At 66.4% G+C, this 24075-nt stretch carries 21 protein-coding genes and 1 tRNA gene; 13 read left to right on the forward strand and 9 right to left on the reverse strand.

Features of this window, described 5'->3' with window-relative positions; translation table 11 throughout:
- Positions 1 to 20 precede the first annotated feature (20 nt).
- From K309_RS0109960 to K309_RS0109970, 3 genes are all read left to right on the forward strand, one after another.
- The gene (locus K309_RS0109960; RefSeq protein WP_029046277.1) at positions 21 to 1187 is read left to right on the forward strand and encodes an acyl-CoA dehydrogenase family protein; all 1167 of its coding nucleotides are present in this window, start codon (positions 21 to 23) and stop codon (positions 1185 to 1187) included.
- 13 nt (positions 1188 to 1200) lie between these two features.
- Positions 1201 to 2355 carry a CaiB/BaiF CoA transferase family protein gene (locus K309_RS0109965; RefSeq protein ID WP_029046278.1) on the forward strand — a complete coding sequence of 385 codons (1155 nt, stop codon included), beginning with the start codon at positions 1201 to 1203 and terminating at the stop codon, positions 2353 to 2355.
- Between the two features lie 99 nt (positions 2356 to 2454).
- Positions 2455 to 3237, forward strand: a complete 783-nt coding sequence (locus tag K309_RS0109970) for an IclR family transcriptional regulator (RefSeq protein WP_029046279.1) — start codon at positions 2455 to 2457, stop codon at positions 3235 to 3237.
- A gap of 105 nt (positions 3238 to 3342) precedes the next feature.
- On the opposite strand, the gene K309_RS0109975 is transcribed toward K309_RS0109970, so the two are convergent.
- From K309_RS0109975 to fdxA, 3 genes are all read right to left on the reverse strand, one after another.
- Positions 3343 to 3418, reverse strand: a tRNA-Asn gene (locus K309_RS0109975).
- A 212-nt stretch (positions 3419 to 3630) separates the two neighbouring features.
- On the reverse strand, positions 3631 to 4740 hold the full coding sequence (locus tag K309_RS0109980; protein ID WP_029046280.1) for an NAD(P)/FAD-dependent oxidoreductase: 1110 nt from the start codon (positions 4738 to 4740) through the stop codon (positions 3631 to 3633).
- A gap of 86 nt (positions 4741 to 4826) precedes the next feature.
- Positions 4827 to 5150 carry a ferredoxin FdxA gene (gene fdxA / locus K309_RS0109985; RefSeq protein WP_029046281.1) on the reverse strand — a complete coding sequence of 108 codons (324 nt, stop codon included), beginning with the start codon at positions 5148 to 5150 and terminating at the stop codon, positions 4827 to 4829.
- Between the two features lie 307 nt (positions 5151 to 5457).
- Here fdxA and K309_RS0109990 point away from each other — a divergent pair, with 307 nt between their 5' ends.
- The 6 genes from K309_RS0109990 to K309_RS0110015 all read left to right on the forward strand — a co-directional run bounded on the left by K309_RS0109990 (position 5458) and on the right by K309_RS0110015 (position 12188).
- Positions 5458 to 5997: a hypothetical protein gene (locus K309_RS0109990; RefSeq protein ID WP_029046282.1), complete on the forward strand. Its 540-nt coding sequence runs from the start codon at positions 5458 to 5460 to the stop codon at positions 5995 to 5997.
- Positions 5998 to 6066: 69 nt separating this feature from the next.
- A complete protein-coding gene (gene pncB, locus K309_RS0109995) occupies positions 6067 to 7248 on the forward strand; it encodes a nicotinate phosphoribosyltransferase (protein ID WP_029046283.1) in 1182 nt (393 codons plus the stop codon).
- Between the two features lie 120 nt (positions 7249 to 7368).
- Entirely contained in the window at positions 7369 to 8055 is a 687-nt protein-coding gene (locus K309_RS0110000) for a LutC/YkgG family protein (protein WP_029046284.1), read from the forward strand.
- 165 nt (positions 8056 to 8220) lie between these two features.
- Positions 8221 to 9657 (forward strand): sodium:proton antiporter, encoded by a 1437-nt coding sequence (locus tag K309_RS0110005; RefSeq protein ID WP_029046285.1) that lies wholly within the window; start codon positions 8221 to 8223, stop codon positions 9655 to 9657.
- Positions 9658 to 9661: 4 nt separating this feature from the next.
- Positions 9662 to 10657 carry a 2-hydroxyacid dehydrogenase gene (locus K309_RS0110010; RefSeq protein ID WP_029046286.1) on the forward strand — a complete coding sequence of 332 codons (996 nt, stop codon included), beginning with the start codon at positions 9662 to 9664 and terminating at the stop codon, positions 10655 to 10657.
- Between the two features lie 37 nt (positions 10658 to 10694).
- Entirely contained in the window at positions 10695 to 12188 is a 1494-nt protein-coding gene (locus K309_RS0110015) for a DNA recombination protein RmuC (protein ID WP_029046287.1), read from the forward strand.
- 91 nt (positions 12189 to 12279) lie between these two features.
- Here K309_RS0110015 and K309_RS0110020 read toward each other — a convergent pair whose 3' ends face one another.
- The 5 genes from K309_RS0110020 to K309_RS0110040 form a co-directional block, all read right to left on the reverse strand.
- Positions 12280 to 12561: a hypothetical protein gene (locus K309_RS0110020; protein ID WP_029046288.1), complete on the reverse strand. Its 282-nt coding sequence runs from the start codon at positions 12559 to 12561 to the stop codon at positions 12280 to 12282.
- 182 nt (positions 12562 to 12743) lie between these two features.
- Positions 12744 to 14057 (reverse strand): molybdopterin molybdotransferase MoeA, encoded by a 1314-nt coding sequence (gene moeA, locus K309_RS0110025; protein WP_029046289.1) that lies wholly within the window; start codon positions 14055 to 14057, stop codon positions 12744 to 12746.
- A 47-nt stretch (positions 14058 to 14104) separates the two neighbouring features.
- Positions 14105 to 14704 carry a molybdenum cofactor guanylyltransferase MobA gene (mobA, locus tag K309_RS0110030; protein ID WP_029046290.1) on the reverse strand — a complete coding sequence of 200 codons (600 nt, stop codon included), beginning with the start codon at positions 14702 to 14704 and terminating at the stop codon, positions 14105 to 14107.
- A gap of 18 nt (positions 14705 to 14722) precedes the next feature.
- Positions 14723 to 15847, reverse strand: a complete 1125-nt coding sequence (moaA, locus tag K309_RS0110035) for a GTP 3',8-cyclase MoaA (RefSeq protein ID WP_029046291.1) — start codon at positions 15845 to 15847, stop codon at positions 14723 to 14725.
- A 224-nt stretch (positions 15848 to 16071) separates the two neighbouring features.
- On the reverse strand, positions 16072 to 19155 hold the full coding sequence (locus K309_RS0110040; protein ID WP_029046292.1) for an Rne/Rng family ribonuclease: 3084 nt from the start codon (positions 19153 to 19155) through the stop codon (positions 16072 to 16074).
- Positions 19156 to 19957: 802 nt separating this feature from the next.
- On the opposite strand from K309_RS0110040, the gene K309_RS0110045 reads away from it, so the two are divergent.
- The 4 genes from K309_RS0110045 to K309_RS0110060 are packed head-to-tail and all read left to right on the forward strand — an operon-like array spanning position 19958 to position 23274.
- Positions 19958 to 20962 (forward strand): RluA family pseudouridine synthase, encoded by a 1005-nt coding sequence (locus tag K309_RS0110045; RefSeq protein WP_029046293.1) that lies wholly within the window; start codon positions 19958 to 19960, stop codon positions 20960 to 20962.
- A gap of 30 nt (positions 20963 to 20992) precedes the next feature.
- Positions 20993 to 21652, forward strand: a complete 660-nt coding sequence (locus K309_RS0110050) for an HAD-IA family hydrolase (protein ID WP_029046294.1) — start codon at positions 20993 to 20995, stop codon at positions 21650 to 21652.
- Positions 21645 to 22043 (forward strand): Rieske (2Fe-2S) protein, encoded by a 399-nt coding sequence (locus tag K309_RS0110055; protein WP_029046295.1) that lies wholly within the window; start codon positions 21645 to 21647, stop codon positions 22041 to 22043. The genes K309_RS0110050 and K309_RS0110055 overlap by 8 nt, the downstream gene beginning before the upstream one ends.
- A 55-nt stretch (positions 22044 to 22098) precedes the next feature.
- Positions 22099 to 23274: a S49 family peptidase gene (locus K309_RS0110060; RefSeq protein WP_029046296.1), complete on the forward strand. Its 1176-nt coding sequence runs from the start codon at positions 22099 to 22101 to the stop codon at positions 23272 to 23274.
- Positions 23275 to 23342: 68 nt separating this feature from the next.
- Here K309_RS0110060 and K309_RS0110065 read toward each other — a convergent pair whose 3' ends face one another.
- Positions 23343 to 24074 (reverse strand): SAM-dependent methyltransferase, encoded by a 732-nt coding sequence (locus K309_RS0110065; RefSeq protein ID WP_029046297.1) that lies wholly within the window; start codon positions 24072 to 24074, stop codon positions 23343 to 23345.
- Position 24075: the final 1 nt, after the last annotated feature.

Raw genomic sequence — 24075 nt, forward strand, 5'->3', positions numbered from 1 at the left:
ACAACCAGACAGGCAAGCTCATGAATTTCGATCTCTCCGAAGAACAGGCATCGATCGTCGAAGCCGTGCAACAGGTCTGCACGCAGTTCGACATGGAATACTGGGACCGGCTCGACAAGTCCGGCACCTATCCGCACGAGTTCTACAAGACCCTGTGCGAGGGCGGCTGGCTGGGCGTGGCGATGCCGGAGGCGTTCGGCGGCGCCGGTCTCGGCATCCTGGAAGCGGCGCTGGTGATGCAGACCATCTCGCAGTCGGGAGCGGGCATGACCGGCGCCTCGGCGGTGCACATGAACGTGTTCGGCCTGAACCCGGTGGTGGTGTTCGGCACCGAGGAGCAGAAGGGCCGTTTCCTGCCGCCGTTGATCGCCGGCAAGGAGAAGGCCTGTTTCGGCGTGACCGAGCCCGATGCGGGCCTGGACACCACCAAGCTCAAGACCTTCGCGCGCAAGGTGCCGGGCGGCTATTCGGTGAGCGGGCGCAAGATCTGGATCTCGACCGCGCAGGTGGCTGACCGCATGCTGCTGCTGGCGCGCACCACGCCGCTGGAGCAGGTGAAGAAGTCGACCGAAGGGCTGTCGCTGTTCTACACCAAGGTCGACCGCAGCAAGATCGAGATCCGTGAGATCGACAAGATGGGCCGCGCCGCCGTCGATACCAACATGCTGTTCATCGACGACCTGTTCATCCCGGAAGAAGACCGGATCGGCGAGGAGGGCAAGGGCTTCGAGTACATCCTGCATGGCCTGAACCCCGAGCGCATCCTGATCGCGGCCGAAGCCATCGGGCTGGGTCGCGCGGCGCTGGCGATCGCCACGCAGTATGCCAAGGAGCGTGTGGTCTTCGGCCGTCCGATCGGCACGAACCAGGGCGTCCAGCACCCGCTGGCGCAGGCCTGGATGCAGCTGGAATCGGCCAACCTGATGATGCTGAAGGCCGCCGCGCGCTACGACGCGGGCCAGTCCTGCGGGGCCGAGGCCAACGCAGCCAAGTACCTCGCCGCCGAGGCCGGCCACAACGCCTGCCAGACCGCGATCCTGACGCTGGGCGGCATGGGCTATTCACGCGAATACCGCGTCGAGCGCCTGCTGCGCGAATCGTATATCCCACGCATCGCGCCGGTCAGCCCGCAGCTGATCATGTGCTTTATCGCCGAGCGCGTGCTGGGTTTGCCCAAGTCCTACTGAACGGGGGACGACGATGCAAGACAAAGCGCCTCCCGCGACCGGGCCACTGGCGGGCGTGCGGGTGATCGACATGACCTCGGTCGCGATGGGTCCGTACGCCACGCAGATCCTCGGCGACATGGGCGCCGAGGTAATCAAGGTCGAAGCGCCCGCCGGCGATGTGTTCCGCCATGCCGAGCCCGCGCGACATGCCGCGATGGGCGCCAGCTTCCTCAACCTGAACCGAAACAAGCGGTTTGTCGTGCTCGACGTCAAGCAGCCGGATGACCTTGCCGAGCTGAAGTCGCTGATCGCCACGGCCGATGTCTTCGTCTCCAACGTGCGTCCGCAGTCGTTGCGCAAGCTCGGCCTGGACTATGCCTCGCTGCGGGCGGACCATCCGCGGCTGATCTATTGCGGCGCCTATGGCTACTCGGAGGAGGGCCCGTATGCCGGCGCACCGGCCTTCGACGACATCATCCAGGCGCGCAGCGGGATGGCGCAGTTCCAGGGCGCCAACTCGAACGAGGGGCCGCAGTACGTCAACACCATCCTGGCCGACAAGGTCGCCGGCCTGACCGTCGCCTATGCGATCCCGATGGCGCTGTATGAGCGTGAGCGATCGGGCCAGGGGCAGGCCATCGAGGTGCCGATGTTCGAAACGCTGGTGTCCTTTCTTGCCACCGAGCAGCTCGCCGGGCAGACTTTCGTGCCGCCGCTCGGCGCTGCCGGCTATCCGCGCGTGATGTCGGCCCACCGCAAGCCGTACCGTACCAGCGACGGCCATCTCGCTCTGCTGCCCTATACCAGCGCGCAGTGGCTGCGCTTTTTCGACCTGTCAGGCCATGCCGAACTGGCGCGCGACCCGCGCTATGCCACGCCCGCCGCGCGCAGCGCCAATATCGACGCACTCTACGCCACGCTGGCCGAGATCGTCGCGCAGCGCACCACCGCGGAATGGCTGGCGTTGTTGCGCGACGCCGATATCCCGCACAGCGAGCTGCCGCATTTCGACAGCCTGGTGGATGACCCGCACCTGCGCGCCACCGGTATGATGTTCGAATACGACCATCCGAGCGAAGGACGCCTGCGCGGCGTTGGCATCCCCACGCGGTTCTCGCGTACACCGGGCAATATCCGTAGTTGGCCGGAAGGCTTGCCAAAGGCGCAGGACGACGCCGGCACCTGATCCGGTCGCACCGGGATCGGCAGGTGCCGCCAGCATGTCGCGTACCAACGCGCCGCGTACAATTCCGGCCAAAGCACACGGAAGTCGAGGAAGCCAACGATGGCAGAAAACGAAGCGGCGGAAAAATCCGGCTACGGCAGCGTCAAGACGGCGCTGCGCGTGATCGAGATCATGGAGATCTATGCGCGCGAAGGGCGCTCGCTGACGCTGACCGAACTGGCGAAGCTGCTGGGCGCGCCGATGTCGAGCTGCCTCGGGCTGATCCGCACGCTGGCGTCGCTGGGCTACCTGTACGAAACCGGCCGCCGCCAGGGCTATTACCCCACGCGGCGGCTGCTCGATATCGCCCAGCGCATCGCGCGCAACGACCCGCTGCTCGAACGCGTGCAGCCGGTGCTCGAGTCGCTGCGCGATGACACCGGCGAAACCGTGATCTTCGGCAAGCTGCAGGACGACGGCCGCATTTTGTACCTGGAGGTGCGCGAGTCCGTCAACCCGGTGCGCTATATCGCCGCGCCGGGCGAACTGCGCGACGCGCATGTCAATTCCATCGGCCGCGCCATCCTCGGCACCATGACCGCGGAGAGCCGCGCGGAAGTGCTGGCCGGCGTTTCCTTTGCGTCGCGCACCGGGCGCACGGTGGATTCGCTGCGGGTATTCGAGGCAGCGATGCAGCAATGGCAGGCGCAGGGGTGGTATCCGAATTTCGGCGAGTCATTCCCGGACCTGGGGGCCATCGCGATTCCGGTATCGCTCGGCGGCGTTGTTTACGGGATGTCGGTGGCGGGGCCGCTGCATCGGGTCGAAGCCAATACAGAGGCTATCGTTGTGGCACTGAAGGCTGCAGGCGGTTCACTGCAGAGCGGTTCGCCGCAGGGATAAGCGGGGATAAGCGGTTAAGCGAAGGGCAGGGGCGCCGCGGCAGCCCCTAACGAAAGCCCCAAAACGAAAAAGCCCGGTGCATTTGCACCGGGCTTCCGTATCGGTTGGCTCCCCGACCTGGGCTCGAACCAGGGACCTGCGGATTAACAGTCCGTCGCTCTACCGACTGAGCTATCGGGGAACAGCTGAGAAAGAAATTATAGCCAGTTTCTCTTTTTGTCGTCAACACCTTGTCAACATTTTATTTGTCGTCAGGTGCTTCGGAGCGGCTGGCTGGCTGCGTCCCACCTTGGTGTTCGACAGCGAGGCCGCATTATAGCGACGGTTTTTCGTTTGTGCCAGAAAAAAACCGCCTTGCGGCGGCTTTTTTCTGCGGCACCGTGAAGCGCCGGATCAGTCGAAGACCGGCGATTCCACGCCCAGGACCTTGTGCAGCTTCGGCGAGGTCGTGGTGTACTGCATGTGGATCTTCTTCTCGGGGAAGATATACGGCGCAGCACCGAACGCGGCCAGCGCGGCCTCGTGGAAGCCCGACAGGATCAGCTTCTTCTTGCCGGGGTAGGTGTTGATGTCGCCCACGGCGAAAATACCCGGGATATTGGTCTGGAACTTCTCGGTATCCACCTTGATCTGCTTGCGCTCCAGGTCCAGGCCCCACTCGGCGATGGGGCCGAGCTTGGGCGACAGGCCGAAGAACACCAGCAGGTCGTCCAGCGGCAGGCGGCGGGTCACGCCGTCGGCGCCCGTCACTTTGATTTCCGTGAGCACGCCGTCCTTCTCTTCATAGCCGCCGATCTGGCCGACCAGGAACTGCATTTCCATCTGTTCGCACAGTTCCTTCATCTTGGCCACCGAGGCCGGCGCGGCGCGGAAGCCGTCGCGGCGGTGGATCATCACCACCGACTCGGCCTTGCCGACCAGGTCCAGCGTCCAGTCCAGCGCCGAGTCGCCGCCGCCGACGATCACCAGGTTGCGGCCGTGGAAGCGGCTCGGATCCTTGACGCGGTAGAACAGTTGCTTGCCGTCGAACTTGTCGAGGCCCTCGACCTTCAGCGTACGCGGCTGGAACGAGCCCACGCCGGCTGCGATGAAGATGGTCTTGGTGATAAAGCGGGTTCCGAGCGAGGTCTCGACAAAGAAGCGGCCGTCTTCACGGCGCTCCACCACGGAGACTTCCTGGCCCAGGTGGAAGGTGGGCTCGAACGGCTCGATCTGCTTGAGCAGGTTGTCGGTCAGTTCCTGGCCGGTGCAGCTGGGCACGGCCGGGATGTCGTAGATGGGCTTGTCCGGATACAGCTCCACGCACTGGCCGCCAACGACTTTCAGGGAATCTATCACGTGGGCCTTGATTTCGAGCAGGCCCAGTTCAAACACCTGGAACAGGCCCACGGGACCGGCGCCGACGATCAGCGCGTCGATTTCCAGCGGCTGGCCGCCTGCGGGGCTACCGCCTTCGACCTGCTTGGTCGCGTCGGCAACGGGATTTGGAATGCTCAAGTCCATATTCGTCCTGATACGTTGGTTGGGCACGCGGGTGCCCGGCATTGCGGAAAGCGCGTGGGGACGGCTTTCTTTGCTGCCTGGTGCGCTCAGCGCTCCAGGTACTGCAGCTTGTCGGTGGTGTCCTTCCACTCCTCGGCCTCGGCCAGCGGGGCCTTGGTCTTGGTGATGGAAGGCCAGGCACGGGCCAGTTCGGCGTTCAGTTCAATGAACTGCTGCTGGTCGCCCGGCACGTCTTCCTCGGCGTAAATGGCGTTCACCGGGCATTCGGCCACGCACACGGCGCAGTCGATGCACTCGTCCGGGTCGATGGCCAGGAAGTTCGGGCCTTCGCGGAAACAATCCACCGGACATACGTCAACGCAGTCTGTATAGCGGCAACGGATGCAGGATTCGGTGACAACGTGAGTCATGTCTGTTCCAGGAAAACGGGTCGGCTTTTAATGGGAAACTGTTGGGCCGCTTCTTGCCGGCGGACGCCTCCATCTGCCATCGCGGGCAGGGATGGGCGGGACGAGCGCCGGCCGTGGCCTTTCGGGAACCGGTATTGTAGCCGAGCCTTCCGGCTAGGATAGCCGGTCTATATAGCTGGATCAGATAGTTTTCTTATTTCTTTATGTGCTTTTGATCCAAGACATGGCGGGGCGCTGGCGTGCTTGCGCAACCGCAGGCATGATGAAGCCGCCTGAATGCCACATGCTTCCATGCCGGGAGATTCCTATGCCACGCCAGCTTCGTTGTTGCCACCGCGCTGCCTTGCTGTCGCTGCTTGTGATGCTGGCGGCATTTCCGGCGATGGTCCCGCCCGCCGGCGCGCAGGCCCTGGTCCAGCCGGGCATGGCGGACAGCGTAGTGTCCCGTCTGGTGGCATGGCGCGCGCGATCCGAGGCCCCGGTCGCGTTGCCGGCGCTGACCGGCTTCGATTGGGACCACTTCAGCGTGACCGATTCCCCCGCGGGCGATGCCATAGCGCATTGCGGCCGGGCCGGCCTGATGCCTTGCGGACCCGAGTTGCACCCGAAGCCGGGCGACCGGATGCAGGTGCTGCGCTTCGAGCGCGCAGGCGCATCGGTCTACACCGAGCGCATTCTTGCCGAGGACGGCGCCTTTGCCGAGCCGCTGCCGCAGCGCGTGCCGCGCAGCGCGGCCACGCTGGTGTCCTGCCCGGGAAGCGACGGCCGGGCGCTGTGGTGCCTGCAGGGCAGGGCGGCCGGCAAGCCGGTCCTGCGCGCGCCGCAGCCATTCCTCGACGGCGCCTGAGCGCCCCCGGATGCGCGCAGTCTCGGTTAGCATGTCAGACTGACCCGGCACCTCGCCGTCTGGCTAGCTATGATCATCCAGTCTCTGCTCGACACCGACCTGTACAAGTTCACGATGATGCAGGTGGTCCTGCACCAGTTTCCGCAGGCTCAGGTCGAATATCGCTTCAAGTGCCGCAACGCCGGTGTCGACCTGACGCCGTATATCGATGAGATTCGCGCCGAGATCACGCACCTGTGCCAGCTGCGTTTCACGGACGACGAACTCGCCTACCTGCGCGGGCTGCGCTTCATCAAGAGCGATTTCATTGACTTCCTCGGCCTGTTCCACCTGAACGAAAAGTACGTGTCGGTGCGCGAGGCGCCGCAGGGCAACGGCGAGATCGAGATCTCGATCATCGGCCCCTGGCTGCATACCATCCTGTTCGAAGTGCCGGTGCTGGCGATCGTCAACGAGGTCTACTTCCGCCGCACCCAGCCGCGGCCCGACCTGGCCGGCGGCCGCCGCCGCCTGGAAGACAAGCTGGCGCTGCTGCAGCCGCCGGAACTCGCCGATTGCGTCATCGCCGACTACGGCACGCGCCGGCGCTTCTCGCGCGACTGGCAGGAAGAGGTGCTGCTGACCATGCGGCGCGAGCTCGGTGCGCAGCTGGCCGGCACCAGCAACGTCCATTTCGCCCGCCTGCACAACATGGTGCCGCTTGGCACGATGGCGCACGAATACCTGCAGGCCTGCCAGGCGCTGGGGCCGAGGCTGCGCGATTCGCAGGTGTACGCGCTGGAACGCTGGGCGCGCGAGTATCGCGGCGACCTTGGCATCGCGCTGTCCGATACCTACGGCTTCGATGCCTTCCTGCGCGACTTCGACCTGTACTTCTGCAAGCTGTTCGACGGCGTGCGCCATGACTCGGGCGACCCGATCGTGTGGGGCGAGCGCATGGTGGCACATTACGCGGCCAGCCGCGTCGACCCGCGCACCAAGACGCTGATCTTCAGCGACAGCCTGGACGTGCCGCGCGTGATCGAGCTGTTCCAGCGCTTCCACGGCCGCTGCCGGCTGGCCTTCGGCGTCGGCACCAACCTGACCAACGACCTCGGCTACACGCCGCTGCAGATCGTGATCAAGATGGTGCGTTGCAATGGCCAGCCCGTGGCCAAGCTGTCGGACACGCCGGAAAAGACCATGTGCGACGATTCCGGCTACCTGTCCTACCTGCGGCAGGTGTTCTCGGTCCAGTCGGCGTCGGCATAGCGGGATTCCGACGCGCCGTGCTGTGCCGCGGCAACTATAATCGGCGCATCGCGTAACTTGCGGTATCTGTAACTTGCGGTATCTCTTGCCGCATTCTCGCCAACCGCACTGCCTGGTCCTATGGAAACCAACGACGCCCGCGACCGTATCTTCGCCCGCATCCGTGCCGCACAGGGCAGGACGCACCAGCCCACGCAGGGCGAGCGCGCCGCGGTGGCCGACTACCTCGAGCGCCACCCGCAAGGCCCGCGCCCGCTGCCGGCGGCCGACCTGGTCGAAGCCTTCTTGCTGCAGGCCCAGCGCATGGCGTCCACCGTCGACCGTGTCGCCACCATGGATGAAGTGCCGGCGGCAACGCGGCGTTTTCTCGACAGCCTGAACCTGGTGCAGCGCGCGGTGGCATGGGATGCGCTGGGCACGCTGCCATGGCAGGACGCCGGCATTGCGGTCGAATGCCGGCCGCCGTTGCGCGAGGTCGAGGCCGACCGCGACCATGGCGACCTGGTCGGCATCACCGGCTGCTTCTGCGCGATCGCCGAGACCGGCTCGCTGATGCTGCTGTCGGGGCCGGCGACGTTCGCCTCGGCGGCGCTGCTGCCGGAAACGCATATCGCGGTGGTGCCGCGCTCGCGCGTGGTCGCCGGTCTGGAAGACGCCTTTGCGCTGGTGCGCAGCGAGCGCGGCGAGCTGCCGCGCGCGACCAATATCATCAGCGGCCCGTCGCGTACCGGGGATATCGAGCAAACCATCGTGCTGGGCGCGCATGGCCCGTATCGCGTGCATGTGATCCTGGTCGAGCAGGCTTGATCATGGGGCGGCACGGACGTAAGAATCGCCTGTAAACGCGCGCCGCGGCGCAATCTCGCGAGGCGGTTGGATTAAACTTGCAGGCTTGCCGTGCGAGCCCGGTCGCCGTTGGTGGCGAGGGCTCGAGGCACCATGAATGCTGCATTCCCGAGGAGATCCTGCTTGATGCGACGTGCTTTCGTACCGTTGCCGATGCTGACCATGCTGGCCGCTGTCCTTGCTGTCTTCCCTGTGGCCGCGCATGCCGCGGACCTCGACGGGGCGGCACTGTCGCCGCTATGGGGGCTGCCGTTTGCCGGCATGCTGCTGTCGATCGCGCTGTGGCCACTGCTCGCGCCGAAGTTCTGGCACCACCACTATGGCAAGATCGCCGCGGGCTGGGGAATGCTGTTCCTGCTGCCGTTCGCCGCGGTATTCGGCACGCATGCGGCAGCCGCCAGCGCGGTGCATGCGCTGCTCGCCGAGTACATCCCGTTCATCTCGCTGATCGCTTCGCTCTATATCATCGCGGGCGGCATCTGCGTGCGCGGCAACCTGCACGGGACACCGGGACTCAATACGGGCATCCTGGCACTGGGCACGGTGCTGGCGAGTTTCATGGGGACGACCGGCGCGGCCATGCTGCTGATCCGGCCGTTGCTGCGCGCCAACGACAACCGTCGCCACGTGGCGCACGTGATCGTGTTCTTTATCTTCCTGGTGGCCAATGCCGGCGGCTCGCTGACGCCACTGGGTGACCCGCCGCTGTTTCTGGGTTTCCTGAAGGGCGTGGACTTCTTCTGGACCATGCGCAATATCTACCTGGAGACGCTGTTCATCTGCACGGTGCTGCTGGTGCTGTTCTACCTCGTCGACAGCCACTACTACCGCAACAAGGAAGAAGAGCTGCCGCAGAAGAACGACCCAACGCCGGACTCGCACGGTATCTCGATCGACGGCAAGATCAACTTCGTGCTGCTGCTGGCCGTGATCGGCCTGGTGCTGATGAGCGGGCTGTGGCAGCCGGCGATCTCGTTCAACGTCTTCGGTACCGACGTGCCGCTTCAGGCGGCGGCGCGAGATGCGCTGCTGATCGTGGTGGCGGTGGTGTCGCTGCTGGTCACGCCGCATACCGCGCGCGCAGGCAATGAGTTCAACTGGGAGCCGATCCTGGAGGTCGGCAAGCTGTTCGCTGGCATCTTCCTGACCATCATCCCGGTGATCGCCATGCTCAAGGCCGGCACCGACGGCGCCTTTGCCGGCGTGATCCGCGCGGTCAGCGACAGCAACGGGCAGCCGGTCGACAGCATGTATTTCTGGGCAACCGGGCTGCTGTCGTCGTTCCTGGACAATGCGCCAACCTATCTGGTGTTCTTCAACACCGCCGGCGGCGACGCCGCCACGCTGATGACGCGCGATGCTTCGACGCTGGCCGCGATTTCCACCGGCGCGGTCTTCATGGGCGCGAACACCTATATCGGCAACGCGCCCAACCTGATGGTCAAGGCCATTGCCGAGAACCGCGGCGTGCGCATGCCGAGCTTCTTCGGCTACATGCTGTACTCGGGCATCTTCCTGGTGCCGCTGTTCGTCATCATGACCTTCCTCTTCTTCCACGTGTGATGCCATGAAGCCGTCCGTGCTTGTCACCCGCGCCATCTATCCCGAAGTGATCGACCGCCTGGCGCAGTATTTCGATGTCGACGACAACCAGCAGGACGCGGTGCTTGATGCCGCCGCGCTGAAGGCGCGCCTGGCCGGCAAGGCCGGCGTGCTGGCCAACGCCGCCGACCGCATCGACGCAGGCCTTGTCGCCGCGTTGCCGTCGCTGCGTGCGGTGTGCAACATGGCCGTCGGCTACAACAACCTCGACGTGCCTGCGCTTACCGCCGCGGGTGTCGTCGCCACCAACACGCCCGACGTGCTGACCGAGACCACCGCCGACTTCGGCTGGGCGCTGCTGATGGCCACCGCGCGTCGCGTCACCGAGGCCGAGCACTACCTGCGCGCCGGCAAGTGGAAGCGCTGGAGCTACGACATGCTGGTCGGCATGGACCTGTACGGCAGCACGCTCGGCATCCTGGGCATGGGCCGCATCGGCCAGGCGCTGGCGCGTCGTGCCAGCGGGTTTGGCATGAGCGTGCTGTACCACAACCGCAGCCAGCTGCCGGCGGACACCGAGCGCGCGCTCAATGCCCGCTATGTCAGCAAGGAAGACCTGCTGCGCCAATCCGACCACCTCTTGCTGGTGCTGCCTTACGGCCCGCAGAGCCACCATGCCATCGGCGCCGCCGAACTGGCGCTGATGAAGCCGACCGCGACGCTGGTCAACCTCGCGCGCGGCGGCATCGTCGACGACGCCGCCCTGGCGCAGGCACTGCGCGACAAGCGCATCTTCGGTGCCGGCCTGGATGTGTTCGAAGGCGAGCCCGGCGTCCATCCCGACCTGCTGACGGTTCCCAACGTCGTGCTGACACCGCATATCGCCAGCGCCTCGGAGAAGACCCGCCGCGCCATGGCAATGCTGGCCGCCGACAACCTGATCGCCGCGCTCGACCAGGGCCCGCAGGCCGGCCATCCGCCCACCGTGATCAACCCCGAAGTCATGCCGCGCCGCCGTTGAGGCGCGCCCGGCTGTCTGTCGCTTACGTTGTTGCTGCATGTCGCTGATTCCGTTCCTGACGCTGGCCGTGGGGCTGCTGGCGGTCGTCCTGCTAGTGATCGTGCTGTTGCGCCAGCAGGCCGCTTCGCCTGGCGCCGAACTGGCCCGTCAGCTTGCCGAGTTGCGCGTCGAAGGCGCGCGCGGCATGGAGCGCGTGGAGCGCGAAGTCCGCACCGACGTAGCGGAGGCGGCGCGCGGCAACCGCGATGAGTCGGCCCAGCAGATGCTGCGCTTCCAGCAGGCGCTGTCGTCGCAGCTCACCGGTATCGCCACGCTACAGAACAACCAGATCGACACCTTTGCGCAGCAGCTGGCCAAGCTGACCGAGTCCAACACGCAGCAGCTCGAGCACGTGCGCCAGAACCTGATGCTGCAAAGCCAGCAGGCGCGCGACGAGCAGGCGGGGACGCTGCGCCGCTTCGGCGACGGCTTGCAGCAGCAGCTGGCGCAGATGTCCGAAGCCAACGAGCGCCGCCTGGCCGAGGTGCGCGCCACGCTGGAGCAGAAGCTGCGCGACATCGAGGCCAACAACGCGGTCAAGCTGGAGGAAATGCGCCGCACCGTCGACGAGAAGCTGCATGCGACGCTGGAGCAGCGCCTGGGCGAGTCTTTCAGGCTGGTCTCGGACCGGCTTGAGCAAGTGCATCGCGGGCTGGGTGAGATGCAGGCACTGGCGCAGGGCGTGGGCGACCTGAAGAAGGTGCTGACCAACGTGAAGTCGCGCGGCACCTGGGGCGAAGTCCAGCTCGAAATGCTGCTGGAGCAGATGCTGACGCCGGACCAGTATGGCAAGAACGTCGAGACCGTGCGCAATTCGGGTGCGCGGGTGGAGTTTGCCATCCGGTTGCCAGGCAAGGCAGCAGGCGGCGGTGGCGATGGCGATGGCGGCGCGCCGGTGTGGCTGCCGGTCGATGCAAAGTTTCCCAAGGAGCAATACGAGCGGCTGGTCGATGCGCAGGAGCGGGGCGATCCGGACGGCGTCATCGCCTTCGGCCGCGAGCTGGAGACGGCATTGCGGCGAGAAGCGCAGACCATCGCCGAGAAATACCTGGCGCCGCCGCAGACCACCGACTTTGCCATCCTGTTCCTGCCGACCGAAGGGCTGTACGCCGAAGTGCTGCGGCGTCCCGGCCTGACCGACCTGCTGCAGCGCAACTACCGTGTCACGGTGGCGGGCCCGACTACGCTGACCGCGCTGCTGAACAGCCTGCAAATGGGCTTTCGCACGCTGGCGTTGGAGAAGCGCTCAAGCGAAGTGTGGGAAGTGCTGGGCGCGGTCAAGACCGAGTTCGGCAAGTTCGGCGATGTGCTGGCCAAGACCCGCGACACGCTCGAGCGCGCCGCGCGCAATATCGAGCAGGCCGAGGTGCGCACGCGCCAGATGGCGCGCAAGCTGCGGACCGTGGAAGCGCTGCCGGGCGATGCCGCACAGCAGTTGCTAGGACTTAACGGAGTGGAAACGGCCGAGACGCCGGATGACAGCGGCGGCTGATCGCGCGTCAGAGCAGAAGGGGGCGGCCCGCAGCGCGGGCCGGATGGCCGGCGACCTGCCAGCCTGTGGATTACCGTGAATCGGCTTGAATTCAGCGGTCGTCTTCCGGCGCCAGTTCGCGCACGTGGACTTCGATGCCGCCAAAGCGGGCGGCCACCCAGTTGTACGCCTTGCATGCCAGCCACAGCAGGCCAAAGCCGATCAGCGCATTCAGGATGATCGCGCTGAAGACCGTGATCGCCGGCAGGTCGCCATAGCGGATAAAGGTGACAAACAGGCCCAGCGAGACGATCGGCAGCGAGAAGCAGAGGTAGACCAGCACCAGCGCGCGGGCGGTCTTCACGGGATGGAGGTAGGCGATCTCCTGATTCATGACGGGGAGTAACTTGATTGTTGCTGAATCGTGCGCCAAGTGTAGCGACTGGCCGATCCCAAGCATAGCCCGCTGCCCACGCCGCGGCCGAAAGCCATGCGCCGGACGCGTCACGGCGTCAAATGTGCAGCACAAATACCACACATTGCGGCCGCAGCGAAGCGGTCGGGCTGCCGCTGCGCTCAGACCAGCCCGTCGAACAGCATGACCTCGACCGGATCGCCGGCCTTGACCGAGTCCTGCTCGTGGCCGAGCACGATAAAGCAGTTGGCCTCGCTCATCGAGCGCAGCACGCCCGAACCCTGCTGGCCGGTGATGCGCACCTCCCACTGTCCGTCTGCCGCCCGGCCCAGGATGCCGCGCTGGTATTCGGTGCGGCCGGGCTTCTTGCGGATGGCCTGCGCGCTGCGCACTTGCAGCAGCGGCAGCGGCGGCACGTTGGCACCCATCAGGCGGTGCAGCGCCGCCCGCACGAAGTGGTAGAAGGTGACCATCACGGCGACGGGGTTGCCCGGAAGGCCGAACAGCAGCGCCGAGTCCCGATCCTGCCGGTCCTCCTGGCCTTCGCCGCTGCCGATACGCCCGAAAGCCATCGGCCGGCCCGGGCGCATCGCGATCTTCCAGAACGTGACATCGCCCAGGCGCGCCATGATCTGCTTGGTGTAGTCGGCCTCGCCGACCGAGACGCCGCCCGAGGTGATGACGGCGTCGGCGCTTTCGCAGGCCATGCGGAAGGCCGCTTCCAGGGCCTCGGGGTCGTCGCGCACCACGCCCATGTCGAGGAGTTCGACGTTCATCCGGCGCAGCATGCCGTGCAGCGTATAGCGGTTCGAGTCGTAGACGCAGCCAGCGTCCAGCGGCTCGCCGATCGAGCGCAGTTCATCGCCGGTGGAGAAGAAGGCCACGCGCAGGCGCCGGCGGACGCGGATTTCGGCAATGCCCAGCGAAGCCAGCAGGCCGAGATCGGCCGGGCTGACGATGCGGCCGGCCGGCAGCGCGGCCTGGCCGCGCGCCAGGTCTTCGCCGCGCAGGCGGCGGTTGTCGCCGGCGCGCACGCAATCGGCGGCAAAGCGGATGTGCGTACCGTCGGCCACCGTCTCGACGAATTCTTGCGGCACCACCGTGTCGCAGCCTGCCGGCATCACCGCGCCGGTCATGATGCGTACCGCCTGCACGGCCGTCGGCGCGAGCGCGCCGGCACCGCCGGCGAAGGCGCTGCCGATCACCTCCAGCTCGACGGTGTCGGTCTGCGCGGCGGCGAGCGCTTCGCTGCGGAAGGCGTAGCCGTCCATGGCCGAGTTGTCATGGGCCGGCACGTCGATGGTCGAGACGATGTCCTCGGCCAGCACACGGTCGAGCGCGCTGCGGATCGGCAGCTGTTCGATGCCGCGCACCGGCTCCACCACCTCGCCGATGATGCGGTTGGCCTGGTCCACCGGCAGCGCGGTGGGATCGTAGTCGGACAGGCAGGAAATGACGGATTGCAGGGAAGGCATGGTGGCTCGGCGGCGGGTGATTGCGTTTTCGGCTGACTAGCGGGTGACTAGCGGCTTTCGTGCGTGCGCAGTTCGTCCAGCGTGTTGATATTGGCGAAGGCCGCGGCGTCGTCGAACATCACCTCGGCCAGCCGGTGCGACGCAGCCCAGGTCTCGATCTTGCGGCCGCCGCCGGAAAGATACGCGACCAGGCTGTCGAGCGCACTGACCGGCATCAGGCAAAACACGGGTTGCGTCTGGCGCTTGCCGGTTTCATCCAGCGTCACCGGAATCGCCAGTTCCGCGCCTTCGGACTCGATGGCGTGCGACAGGCGTGCCACGAGATCGGTGGGCAGGAAAGGCGAGTCGCAAGGCGCCGTCACCATCCAGGATGTGCCGCATTGTTCCAGCCCCGCAAGCATGCCGGCCAGCGGCCCGGCAAAGTCGGGCACGCTGTCGGTGTAGACCGGCACGCCGAACGATTCATAGGCGGCAAGGTTGCGGTTGGCGTTGATGATCAGGCTGCCGACCTGCGGGCCGAGACGCATCATCGTGTGCATCGCCATGGGCGTGCCGTGCAGTGGCTGCAGCCCCTTGTCGGTGCCGCCCATGCGGCTGCCCCTGCCGCCTGCGAGGATCAGGCCGGTGATGTCGTCGCGTGCAATCATGGAAGTGTGGCGGTGGGTTCAGCCGCCGATATAGGACATCTCGATCTTGCGCTCGGCCCGTGCCTGGCGCACTGCCGGGTCGCCGCGCTGCTCGGAGTAGTTGTCGGTGCGCCCTTGCCACACCTGGGCGATGGCGTTCGAGATCTCCAGGTCGCTGTAGCCGCCGCGCAGCAGCGCGCGCAGGTCATAGCCCTCGGTGGCGAACAGGCACAGGTAGAGCCGGCCTTCGGTGGAGAGCCGGATGCGGCTGCAATCACCGCAGAACGCATGGGTGACGCTGGAGATCACGCCGATCTCGCCGCTGCCGTCGCGGTAGCGCCAGCGCTCGGCGGTCTCGCCGGTGTAGTTGGCCTGCACGGGTTCGAGCGGGAATTCGGCATCGATACGGCGCACGACCTCGGCCGAGGGCAGCACCTCGTCCATCTGCCAGTGGTTGCTGGCACCGACGTCCATGAACTCGATATAGCGGACGATGATGCCGCTATGGCGGAAATGGCGCGCCATCGGCACGATTTCCTGGTCGTTGGTGCCGCGCTTGACCACCATGTTGACCTTGATCGGCGCCAGGCCGACGGCCTGCGCGGTCTCGATGCCGTGCAGCACGTCGGCGACGGCGAAGTCGACATCGTTCATGCGGCGGAAGGTGGCGTCGTCGATCGCGTCCAGGCTGACGCTGACGCGCGTCAGGCCGGCGTCGCGCAGCGAGCGCGCCTTGCGCGCCAGCAGCGAGGCATTGGTGGTCAGCGTCAGGTCGAGCGGCTTGCCAGAGACGGTCTCGATCTTTGCCAGCATCTCGACCAGGTGCTCGATGTTCTTGCGCAGCAGCGGCTCGCCGCCGGTCAGGCGGATCTTCTCGACACCGTGCGCGACGAACAGGCGTGCGGTGCGCTCGATTTCTTCAAAGCTGAGCAGTTCCGAGTGCGGCAGGAAGGTGTAGTCCTTGTCGAACACTTCCTTCGGCATGCAGTAGACGCAGCGGAAGTTGCACCGGTCCGTCACCGAGATGCGCAGGTCATGCAACGGCCGGCCGCGGGTGTCGGCCACCAGGCCGGTGGGCGATTCCAGCTTGCCGGGGATGCGCGGCGTCATCGAATGGTAGCGATGGTCGCGCAGGTCGAAGATCGGAATGACGGATTCAGTCATGGCCTGTGGGTGGGCGCTGCTCCGGCGAGCGGCCTGCTAGGCCAGGCCGGGGAACTCAGGGAGCCCTACGCATTTGCTGCCATTCTAGCCGAGTGGGCGCCCGGGGAGCCGCATTCCCGCGAATCGCGGGGATTTGCGTGCATGAAAAAAGGGACAGCCGAGGCTGTCCCTCGGGCTGTCCCTTCTCCAGCGGCGTGGGTGCCGGCGACGGCACCCGGGCAGGCTTACTGCTGCGACGCCATTTCCACCTCGCGGCCGCGGGTCTCGACCAGGATCATCGGCCCCTGGGGCAGCGGCGGCAGCGGCTTGCGCTCGCGCGGCACGCGCGGTGCCTGCACGATGCGGGCAGCGGCTTCCTGGGCGGAGCGCAGCTTGTCGGCATCGGTATGGACCCATTGCAAGCCGGCGCCGACGAGCATCGGCTCGAGGCTTTCCATTGCCACCGGCGCAGCAGCGGGGGTAGCGGGAGCTGCCGGTGCGGCCTGGGTCACCTGGGCGACCTGGGCCGGCGCGGCGGCCGGTTCCGCGGCGGGCGCGGGCACGGCAGGGGCGGGTTCCACGGCTGCGGCCAAGACCGGCTCGGCCACGGCTTCGGCGGCGATCGCCTCAGTCAGCGCTGCGGCGGATTCCGCCTGCACGGCCACGGCGGCCGGGACGGGTTCGGCCGCGGGTGCGGCTACCGGTGCCGGTTCGGCGGCGGGGGCAGGTGTCACGGCTTCCGGCACGGCGATACGGATCGCTTCGACGCTTTCCGCGGCGGCTGCCGCGACCACTGCCTGCGGCGCCGGTTCTGCTTGCGGGGCGGCCTGGCTGGTCACCGGGGCGATGCCTTCGGTGGCTTCGGCAGCGCCTTCCAGAGCGGCTTCGCCTTCACCTTGCATGCCCTGGCCGGCCTCGTCGCGCTCACGGCGATAGCGGTTGCGGCCACGGCGGTTACGGCGGCGGCGCTCTTCGCCTTCGGCGGTTTCGGCGAATCCTTCGGCACCTTCCGTCAGTTCGGCGCGCACGGCCGGCACTTCGTCTGCGGCGGCTTGCGGCAGCACGCCCAGCGCCTGGGCGGCGGCTACGGCTTCCGGCTGCGGCGCTTCGCCGGCCTCGGCTTCACGCAGGTCGCTGCGTTCGCGCTGGCGATCGCGCTGGCGCTCGCGGCGTTCCTGGCCGCGTTCGCGGCGGCCTTCCTGGCGGGCTTCGGCGCGCTCACCCTGGGCACGTTCACCCTGGGCGGCTTCAGCCTGGCGGGCGACGGCCGGAGTGGCCTGGCCGTCCTGCTGGCGCGGCTGGCGGCCCTGGCGCTCGCCACGGCCTTCGCGTTGTTCGCCGCGCTCGCCTTGCTGGCGCTCGGCACGCTCACCACGCTCTGCACGCTGACCGCGAGGCTGGCGGTCGCCGCGTTCCTGACGCTCGCCACGCTCACCGCGCTCGGCGCGTTCGGTACGCTCGCCACGCTGGCCACGGCCTTCGCCGCGCTGGCCGCGCTCGCGGCGGCCTTCGCCACCGCGGCTTTCGGCGGCCGCCACCGGCTTGGCCGGCTCAACCACCGGCGCAGGCGCCGGACGCGCGCCAAACAGGCCCTTCAGCCAGGCGATAAAACCGCCGGCTTCCACCGGCTTGGTGGCAGGGACGGGCGGAGCGGCCGGGGCAGCTTCCGGACGCGGAGCGCGCTCCGGACGCGGCACGGAGACCGGAGCCGGCTGTTCCGGAGTGATGCCCTTGACCGCCGCTTCCTGACGCGGCTTGGCTTCTTCCTTGCGGCGGCTGCTGTAGCTGGTGTCAGCTTCCAGTTCCTTGGCGGCAGCCTCGGCCATCTTGTAGCTGGCGGTGCTGTCTTCCAGGCGCGGGTCGTCGTGGCGCAGGCGCTCCAGCTTGTAGTGCGGCGTTTCCAGGTGCTTGTTCGGGATCAGCAGCACGTTGACCTTGAAGCGCAGCTCGATCAGGTTGATTTCCTGGCGCTTCTCGTTCAGCAGGAAGGCGGCGACCTCCACCGGTACCTGGCAGTGGATGGCGGCGGTGTTTTCCTTCATCGCCTCTTCCTGGATGATGCGCAGCACTTGCAGGGCGGACGATTCGGTATCGCGGATATGACCCGTGCCGTTGCAGCGCGGGCAAGTGATGTGCGAGCCCTCCGACAGCGACGGACGCAGGCGCTGGCGCGACAGCTCCATCAGGCCGAAGCGGCTGATCTTGCCCATCTGCACACGGGCGCGGTCATGGCGCAGCGCGTCCTTCAGGCGCGTTTCCACGTCCTTCTGGGCCTTGCCCGATTCCATGTCGATGAAGTCGATCACGATCAGGCCGCCCAAGTCGCGCAGGCGCAGCTGGCGGGCGATCTCGTCGGCGGCTTCAAGGTTGGTGCGCAGCGCGGTTTCCTCGATGTCTGCGCCCTTGGTAGCGCGGGCCGAGTTCACGTCCACGGAGACCAGCGCCTCGGTGTGGTCGATCACGATGGCGCCGCCGGAGGGCAGCATCACCATGCGCGAGTAGGCCGACTCGATCTGGTGTTCGATCTGGAAACGCGAGAAGAGGGGCACGTCGTCCCGGTACTTCTTCACGCGGTTCATGTTGTCAGGCATCACCACGCTCATGAAAGCGCGGGCCTGTTCGTAGATCTCGTCGGTATCGATCAGGATCTCGCCGATATCCGGCTGGAAGTAGTCGCGGATGGCGCGGATCACCAGGCTCGATTCCAGGTAGATCAGCAGCGGGGCCTTGTTGTCGCCGGCGGCGCCGTCGATGGCCTTCCACAGTTGCAGCAGGTAGTTCAGGTCCCACTGCAGTTCCTCGGCCGAGCGGCCGATGCCCGCGGTACGGGCGATGATGCTCATGCCTTCAGGCACGGTCAGCTGCGACATGGTTTCGCGCAGCTCCTGGCGGTCCTCGCCCTCGATGCGGCGGGACACGCCGCCGCCGCGCGGGTTGTTCGGCATCAGCACCAGGTAGCGGCCGGCCAGCGAAATGAAGGTGGTCAGGGCCGCGCCCTTGTTGCCTCGCTCTTCCTTCTCGACCTGGACGATCAGTTCCTGGCCTTCATGCAGGGCATCCTGGATACGCGCGTTGCGCACGTCGATGCCTTCCTTGAAGAAGGCTCGGGCCACTTCCTTGAACGGCAGGAAGCCGTGGCGTTCTTCGCCGTAGTTGACGAAGCAGGCTTCCAGCGAGGGTTCGATACGGGTGATGACACCCTTGTAGATGTTGCCCTTGCGCTGTTCGCGCCCGGCAGTCTCGATGTCGATATCGATCAGTTTCTGACCGTCGACGATGGCGACGCGCAATTCCTCCTGTTGCGTCGCGTTGAACAGCATGCGTTTCATCGCAATACCTCACTCCAGAGCCGCGGTTGCACCGTCTTGGCGGTGTCCGCGGCGATCCATGGAGCACGCGAGGGAGCGAGCGAAGGCGCGAGAATTGCCGGAAAGCGCCGTTTCGCGCAAAGGCGAGCGGCTGGGCGCGGGTGAAAGAGAGGCGATGACGTCGGGGTAACGTCCGTGGGGCGGGAGAGTACGCCGGCGGCTGCTCTGGCAGACACTGGCGCGTTCCCGTTCCGGAGGCGATGCTGGACGCCAGCGCAACTGGCGCCGGCGGCATCGCGGCCGGGCCGCGGAAGGCCTAGACGCGTCAAAGAGCAAATTTTTCGGACACGGCAAGGCTGCCAATGCTGCCTGACATCTCCTGGCGGGCGCACCTACTACTTCTTGGAGTTCTGCGACCGGGCGCCGGTATTTCCAGTCAGGCGGCAGGCGGGCCTGCCGGCCGGCACCGTTTCCCGGTGCAGGCGGGACTTCTCTCACCGAAGCGGATGCCTACGGGGCATCCACTCTTGAATTCTGTTTTACCTGAACACTCTGTTCCCACGTCATCGCCTGCTGCGCCGAAGCCTCCTTTGGGCGACTTCCTGCGTGCCGGCGATATCGTGCGTGCTGCTTTTACTGCCATTTGGCCGTCTGGCGTCCGCGCGGATCACGCAATGAAGCGGCGCAGGGCGGAAGACGGTCCGGGTTGGCGGCGACCCCAAGTGTAGAATGCGGTCAATCCAAGATTAATCACGGGATTGATCGCTTACACAGGTCTTGCGCTGCCGGCCCCGGCCGGAACAGCGAGGAAATTATATTGAAAATGAATGAGTTACGCCATCAAATTGAAAAGCCTGCCGATGTAGCGCCGGCAAGCCCGCAGGTGGCGTATGTCACGATCGACGAGGGCTCCGAAGGTCAGCGCATCGACAACTTCCTGCTGAAGGTGGCCAAGGGCGTACCCAAGAGCCATATCTACCGGGTGCTGCGGTCGGGTGAAGTGCGCGTCAACAAGGGGCGCATCGATGCCACTTATCGCCTGCAATCTGGCGACGTGGTGCGAATTCCCCCGATGCGAGTGGCGTCTTCGGCTCAATCCGCCGGGGCGCAGCCGGTGCCAGCCAGCGAATTTCCCGTGCTGTTCGAGGATGCGCAGCTGCTGGTGGTGAACAAGCCCGCCGGCGTGGCGGTCCATGGCGGCTCGGGCGTTGCCTTCGGCGTGATCGAGCAGTTGCGCCAGGCGCGGCCCCAGGCCAAGTTCCTCGAGCTGGTGCATAGGCTCGACCGTGAGACCTCGGGCATCCTGGTGTTGGCCAAGAAGCGCTCGGCCCTGGTCCACCTGCATGAGCAGATCCGCGGCAACAGCATGGACAAGCGGTATTTCGCCTGCGTGGCCGGCGAGTTCCCGAATAACCGGCAGCATGTGAAGCTGCCTCTATATAAGTACACCACGCCCGACGGCGAGCGACGCGTGCGGGTACAGGCCGACGGGCTGGCGTCGCACACGGTATTCAACCGGATCGAGGCGTTTCCCGGCTTTACCTTGCTGGAGGCCGAGCTGAAGACCGGTCGTACGCACCAGATCCGCGTCCACCTGGCGCATTCGGGATTCCCGATCGTTGGCGACGAGAAGTACGGCGATTTCCCCCTGAACAAGTCGCTGGCGCGTTCCGCTGCGAATCCCGGCATCAAGCGCATGTTCCTGCACGCCCACCGGCTGGTGTTCATCCACCCGGCGACGGGCGCGCCGCTGGCCGTCGAGGCACCGTTGCCAGACGAATGCGTCGGATTCCTGCAACAATTGCGACAGCTGCGCGCCCCGGAGTAGGGCCGCGCGATCAACGCCACAAGGACAACCATGGCCAGGCAACAATTTGACCTGATCGTTTTCGACTGGGACGGGACGCTGATGGACTCGACCCCGACCATCGCCAAGTGCATCCAGCTCGCCAGCCGCGACCTGGGCCTGCCCGTGCCGGACGACAGCGCGGCCAGCCATGTGATCGGGCTTGGGCTGAAGGATGCATTGTCGTACGCAGTGCCGACGCTGGACCCGGTCGACTATCCGCGCCTGGCTGAGCGCTACCGCTACCATTTCCTGACCCGCGACGCCGATCTGGTGCTGTTCGACGGCGTGCGCGAGATGCTGGAAACGCTACGCGGCGAACACTATTTCCTCGGCGTTGCCACCGGCAAGACCCGTGTCGGCCTGCAGCGCGCGCTGGCCGCCAGCGGCCTGACGCGGCTCTTCGACGCTACCCGCTGTGCCGACGAAACCTTTTCCAAGCCGCATCCGGCCATGCTGCAGGAACTGACCCGCGAGCTGGGGCAGGACATGGCGCGCACCGTCATGGTGGGCGACACCACCCATGACCTGCAGATGGCGGTCAATGCCGGCGCCGCGGGCATTGGCGTATGCTATGGCGCACATCCAGGCGACTCGCTGCGGGCGATGGCGCCGGTACATTGCGCCACCTCGATCGCCGACCTGACCGACTGGTTGCTGGTCCATGCCTGAGAACGCGGCCGGCCAGGGCGCGGTGCGGCTGTGCGCCGCGGCAGACCTGGAAGAGGGCGGCCTTGGGGTGCGCTTCTCTGTGGTGCTGGACAGCCGCGAGATCGGCGCCTTCGTGGTGCGCTTCGACGGTGCTGCGCATGCCTACCTGAACCAGTGCGCGCATGTACCGATGGAGCTCGACTGGCAGGAGGGGCGGTTCTTCGACAGCTCGGGCCTATACTTGATGTGCGCCACACATGGCGCGGTTTATGCGCCGGATAGCGGCGAGTGCGTCGGCGGTCCCTGCCGCGGCGCGGCGCTGGCCAAACTGCGTATCGAAGAGCGCGATGGCCAGGTCTTCTGGTTCCCTGAAGGTCCGTACCGGGCCGCCGCGCAAGCGAACGGCACCTGAATGACGGGCGGCCTGGCCGCCCGTTCTGTTTTCAAGTTTTCCACGAGCGAGTTGCATGACAGAAGAACAGAAGCCGCCAATTGGTCAACCGGAAGCATCGGGCGAATCGCGTGAACCTGGGCAGGACGATACAAAACAACCCGAGTCCGAACGCCTCGTCACCGCGAAGCAAGCCGACTATCCGCTGGAAAACGAACTGCGCGCAGGCGACGCTGCGGCCCAGCGCGAGCAGCGCGAACGCAAGGCCCGCATGGCTGGGGGTGCCGGAGCGGCCGGCAACGGTCCGGTGGGCGCCGCGGGCTGGGAGCGCGATGTCCTGGAAAAGGTGCTGACGGCATCACTGCGCGAGCAGCGCGCCGCACGCCGCTGGCGCATCTTCTTCCGTTTCGTCGGACTGGGCCTGCTGGCGCTGATCTTCGTCGCGCTGTTCGATTTCAAGGGCGACGGCATCAACACGTCCGGCCGCCATACCGCGATGGTCACGCTGGAGGGCGAGATCGCTGCCGGTACGCCGGCCGGCGCCGAGTCGATCAATGCCTCGCTGCAGGCGGCATTTGCCGACGCCAACGCCGCCGGCGTGATCCTCAAGATCAACTCCCCGGGCGGCTCGCCGGTGCAGGCCGGCATCATCAACGACGAGATCCAGCGGTTGCGCGGGCTCTATCCGTCCAAGCCGTTCTATGTTGTGATCGAGGAAATCTGTGCCTCGGGTGGCTATTACGTCGCCGCGGCGGCCGACAAGATCTATGTCGACAAGGCCAGCATCGTCGGCTCGATCGGCGTGCTGATGGACGGCTTCGGCTTTACCGGCCTGATGGACAAGCTCGGCGTGGAGCGCCGGCTGTACACCTCGGGCGCGAACAAGGGCATGCTCGACCCGTTCTCGCCGCAGGTGCCGAGGCAGAAGGCCTACGCCGAGGCGATGCTCAAGGAAATCCACGAGCAGTTCATCGACGTGGTGAAGGAAGGCCGGGGCGACCGGCTCAAGGACGATCCGGACCTGTTCTCCGGGCTGTTCTGGTCGGGCGAGCGCAGCATCGAACTGGGCCTGGCCGACGCGCTGGGAACCTCTGATTCCGTCGCGCGCGACGTACTCAAGGCCGAGGATATCGTCGACTACACGGTCAAGGAAAACATCGCCGAGCGCGTGGCCAAGCGCTTCGGCGCTGCGGTCGGCACCGCGGCAATGAAGACCATGCTGTGGAGCACGCGCCTGCAGGGCATGCACTGAGGCAGGTGGCGCGCTTCGGCAGATGAAAACGGGGCGCGCTTGCGCCCCTTTCTATACGGCTGGCGTGTTCAGGCTGCCAGCAGCGAAAAGATCGCCGGCCGCTTTTGCAGCGCGATCTTGTCCGGGCGCCACGCCGACAGCGGCAGCGTGACGATGGTTTCGGTCGGCAGCGTCAGGTCCACCGCCACCGACAGCAGCGTGGTGCCGGCGCAATGCTGGCGCATTGCTTCTAGCAGCGCCAGGTTGCGGTACGGCGTTTCGATAAACACCTGCGTCTGGCTGGCCTTGCGCGAACGCTGCTCCAGTTCGCGCAGCCGCTGCGCACGGTCGCCGGCATCGACCGGCAGGTAGCCGTTGAACGCAAAGCTCTGGCCATTCAGGCCCGAGCCCATCACCGCCAGCAGGATCGAGCTGGGCCCCACCAGCGGCCGCACCCGGATGCCGCGCGCATGCGCCAGCCGTACCAGCTCGGCGCCGGGATCCGCCACCGCCGGCACGCCGGCTTCGGACAGCAGGCCGCCGTCGCGGCCGGCCTGGATCGGCGCGAGCAGTTCGGCCAGCGCGTCGGCGCGGGTGTTGACGTTCAGCTCGCGGATCTCGATCTGCTGGATCGGGCGCGCCAGCGGCGTGCTTTCGCCCAGCTTCTTCAGGAAGGCGCGGGCGGTCTTGGCGTTCTCGGCGACCAGGTAGTCGAGCCCGGCTGCGATCTGCTGCACGCCGGCGGGAATGACTTCCGCCAGCGGATCGGCTTCGTCGCGCTTGCCGAGGGTATTGGGAATCAGGAAAAGATTGCCGCTCATG

It is taken from the genome of Cupriavidus phytohabitans (genome assembly GCF_000426345.1).
Lineage (GTDB): Bacteria > Pseudomonadota > Gammaproteobacteria > Burkholderiales > Burkholderiaceae > Cupriavidus.

What these genes read in the sequence shown, in the direction of transcription:
- K309_RS0109960 (WP_029046277.1), top strand. Translation starts at nt 21, where the DNA reads ATGAATTTCGATCTCTCCGAAGAACAGGCATCGATCGTCGAAGCCGTG.
- K309_RS0109965 (WP_029046278.1), top strand. Translation starts at nt 1,201, where the DNA reads ATGCAAGACAAAGCGCCTCCCGCGACCGGGCCACTGGCGGGCGTGCGG.
- K309_RS0109970 (WP_029046279.1), top strand. Translation starts at nt 2,455, where the DNA reads ATGGCAGAAAACGAAGCGGCGGAAAAATCCGGCTACGGCAGCGTCAAG.
- K309_RS0109980 (WP_029046280.1), bottom strand. Translation starts at nt 4,740, where the DNA reads ATGGACTTGAGCATTCCAAATCCCGTTGCCGACGCGACCAAGCAGGTC.
- fdxA (WP_029046281.1), bottom strand. Translation starts at nt 5,150, where the DNA reads ATGACTCACGTTGTCACCGAATCCTGCATCCGTTGCCGCTATACAGAC.
- K309_RS0109990 (WP_029046282.1), top strand. Translation starts at nt 5,458, where the DNA reads ATGCCACGCCAGCTTCGTTGTTGCCACCGCGCTGCCTTGCTGTCGCTG.
- pncB (WP_029046283.1), top strand. Translation starts at nt 6,067, where the DNA reads ATGATCATCCAGTCTCTGCTCGACACCGACCTGTACAAGTTCACGATG.
- K309_RS0110000 (WP_029046284.1), top strand. Translation starts at nt 7,369, where the DNA reads ATGGAAACCAACGACGCCCGCGACCGTATCTTCGCCCGCATCCGTGCC.
- K309_RS0110005 (WP_029046285.1), top strand. Translation starts at nt 8,221, where the DNA reads ATGCGACGTGCTTTCGTACCGTTGCCGATGCTGACCATGCTGGCCGCT.
- K309_RS0110010 (WP_029046286.1), top strand. Translation starts at nt 9,662, where the DNA reads ATGAAGCCGTCCGTGCTTGTCACCCGCGCCATCTATCCCGAAGTGATC.
- K309_RS0110015 (WP_029046287.1), top strand. Translation starts at nt 10,695, where the DNA reads ATGTCGCTGATTCCGTTCCTGACGCTGGCCGTGGGGCTGCTGGCGGTC.
- K309_RS0110020 (WP_029046288.1), bottom strand. Translation starts at nt 12,561, where the DNA reads ATGAATCAGGAGATCGCCTACCTCCATCCCGTGAAGACCGCCCGCGCG.
- moeA (WP_029046289.1), bottom strand. Translation starts at nt 14,057, where the DNA reads ATGCCTTCCCTGCAATCCGTCATTTCCTGCCTGTCCGACTACGATCCC.
- mobA (WP_029046290.1), bottom strand. Translation starts at nt 14,704, where the DNA reads ATGATTGCACGCGACGACATCACCGGCCTGATCCTCGCAGGCGGCAGG.
- moaA (WP_029046291.1), bottom strand. Translation starts at nt 15,847, where the DNA reads ATGACTGAATCCGTCATTCCGATCTTCGACCTGCGCGACCATCGCTAC.
- K309_RS0110040 (WP_029046292.1), bottom strand. Translation starts at nt 19,155, where the DNA reads ATGAAACGCATGCTGTTCAACGCGACGCAACAGGAGGAATTGCGCGTC.
- K309_RS0110045 (WP_029046293.1), top strand. Translation starts at nt 19,958, where the DNA reads ATGAATGAGTTACGCCATCAAATTGAAAAGCCTGCCGATGTAGCGCCG.
- K309_RS0110050 (WP_029046294.1), top strand. Translation starts at nt 20,993, where the DNA reads ATGGCCAGGCAACAATTTGACCTGATCGTTTTCGACTGGGACGGGACG.
- K309_RS0110055 (WP_029046295.1), top strand. Translation starts at nt 21,645, where the DNA reads ATGCCTGAGAACGCGGCCGGCCAGGGCGCGGTGCGGCTGTGCGCCGCG.
- K309_RS0110060 (WP_029046296.1), top strand. Translation starts at nt 22,099, where the DNA reads ATGACAGAAGAACAGAAGCCGCCAATTGGTCAACCGGAAGCATCGGGC.
- K309_RS0110065 (WP_029046297.1), bottom strand. Translation starts at nt 24,074, where the DNA reads ATGAGCGGCAATCTTTTCCTGATTCCCAATACCCTCGGCAAGCGCGAC.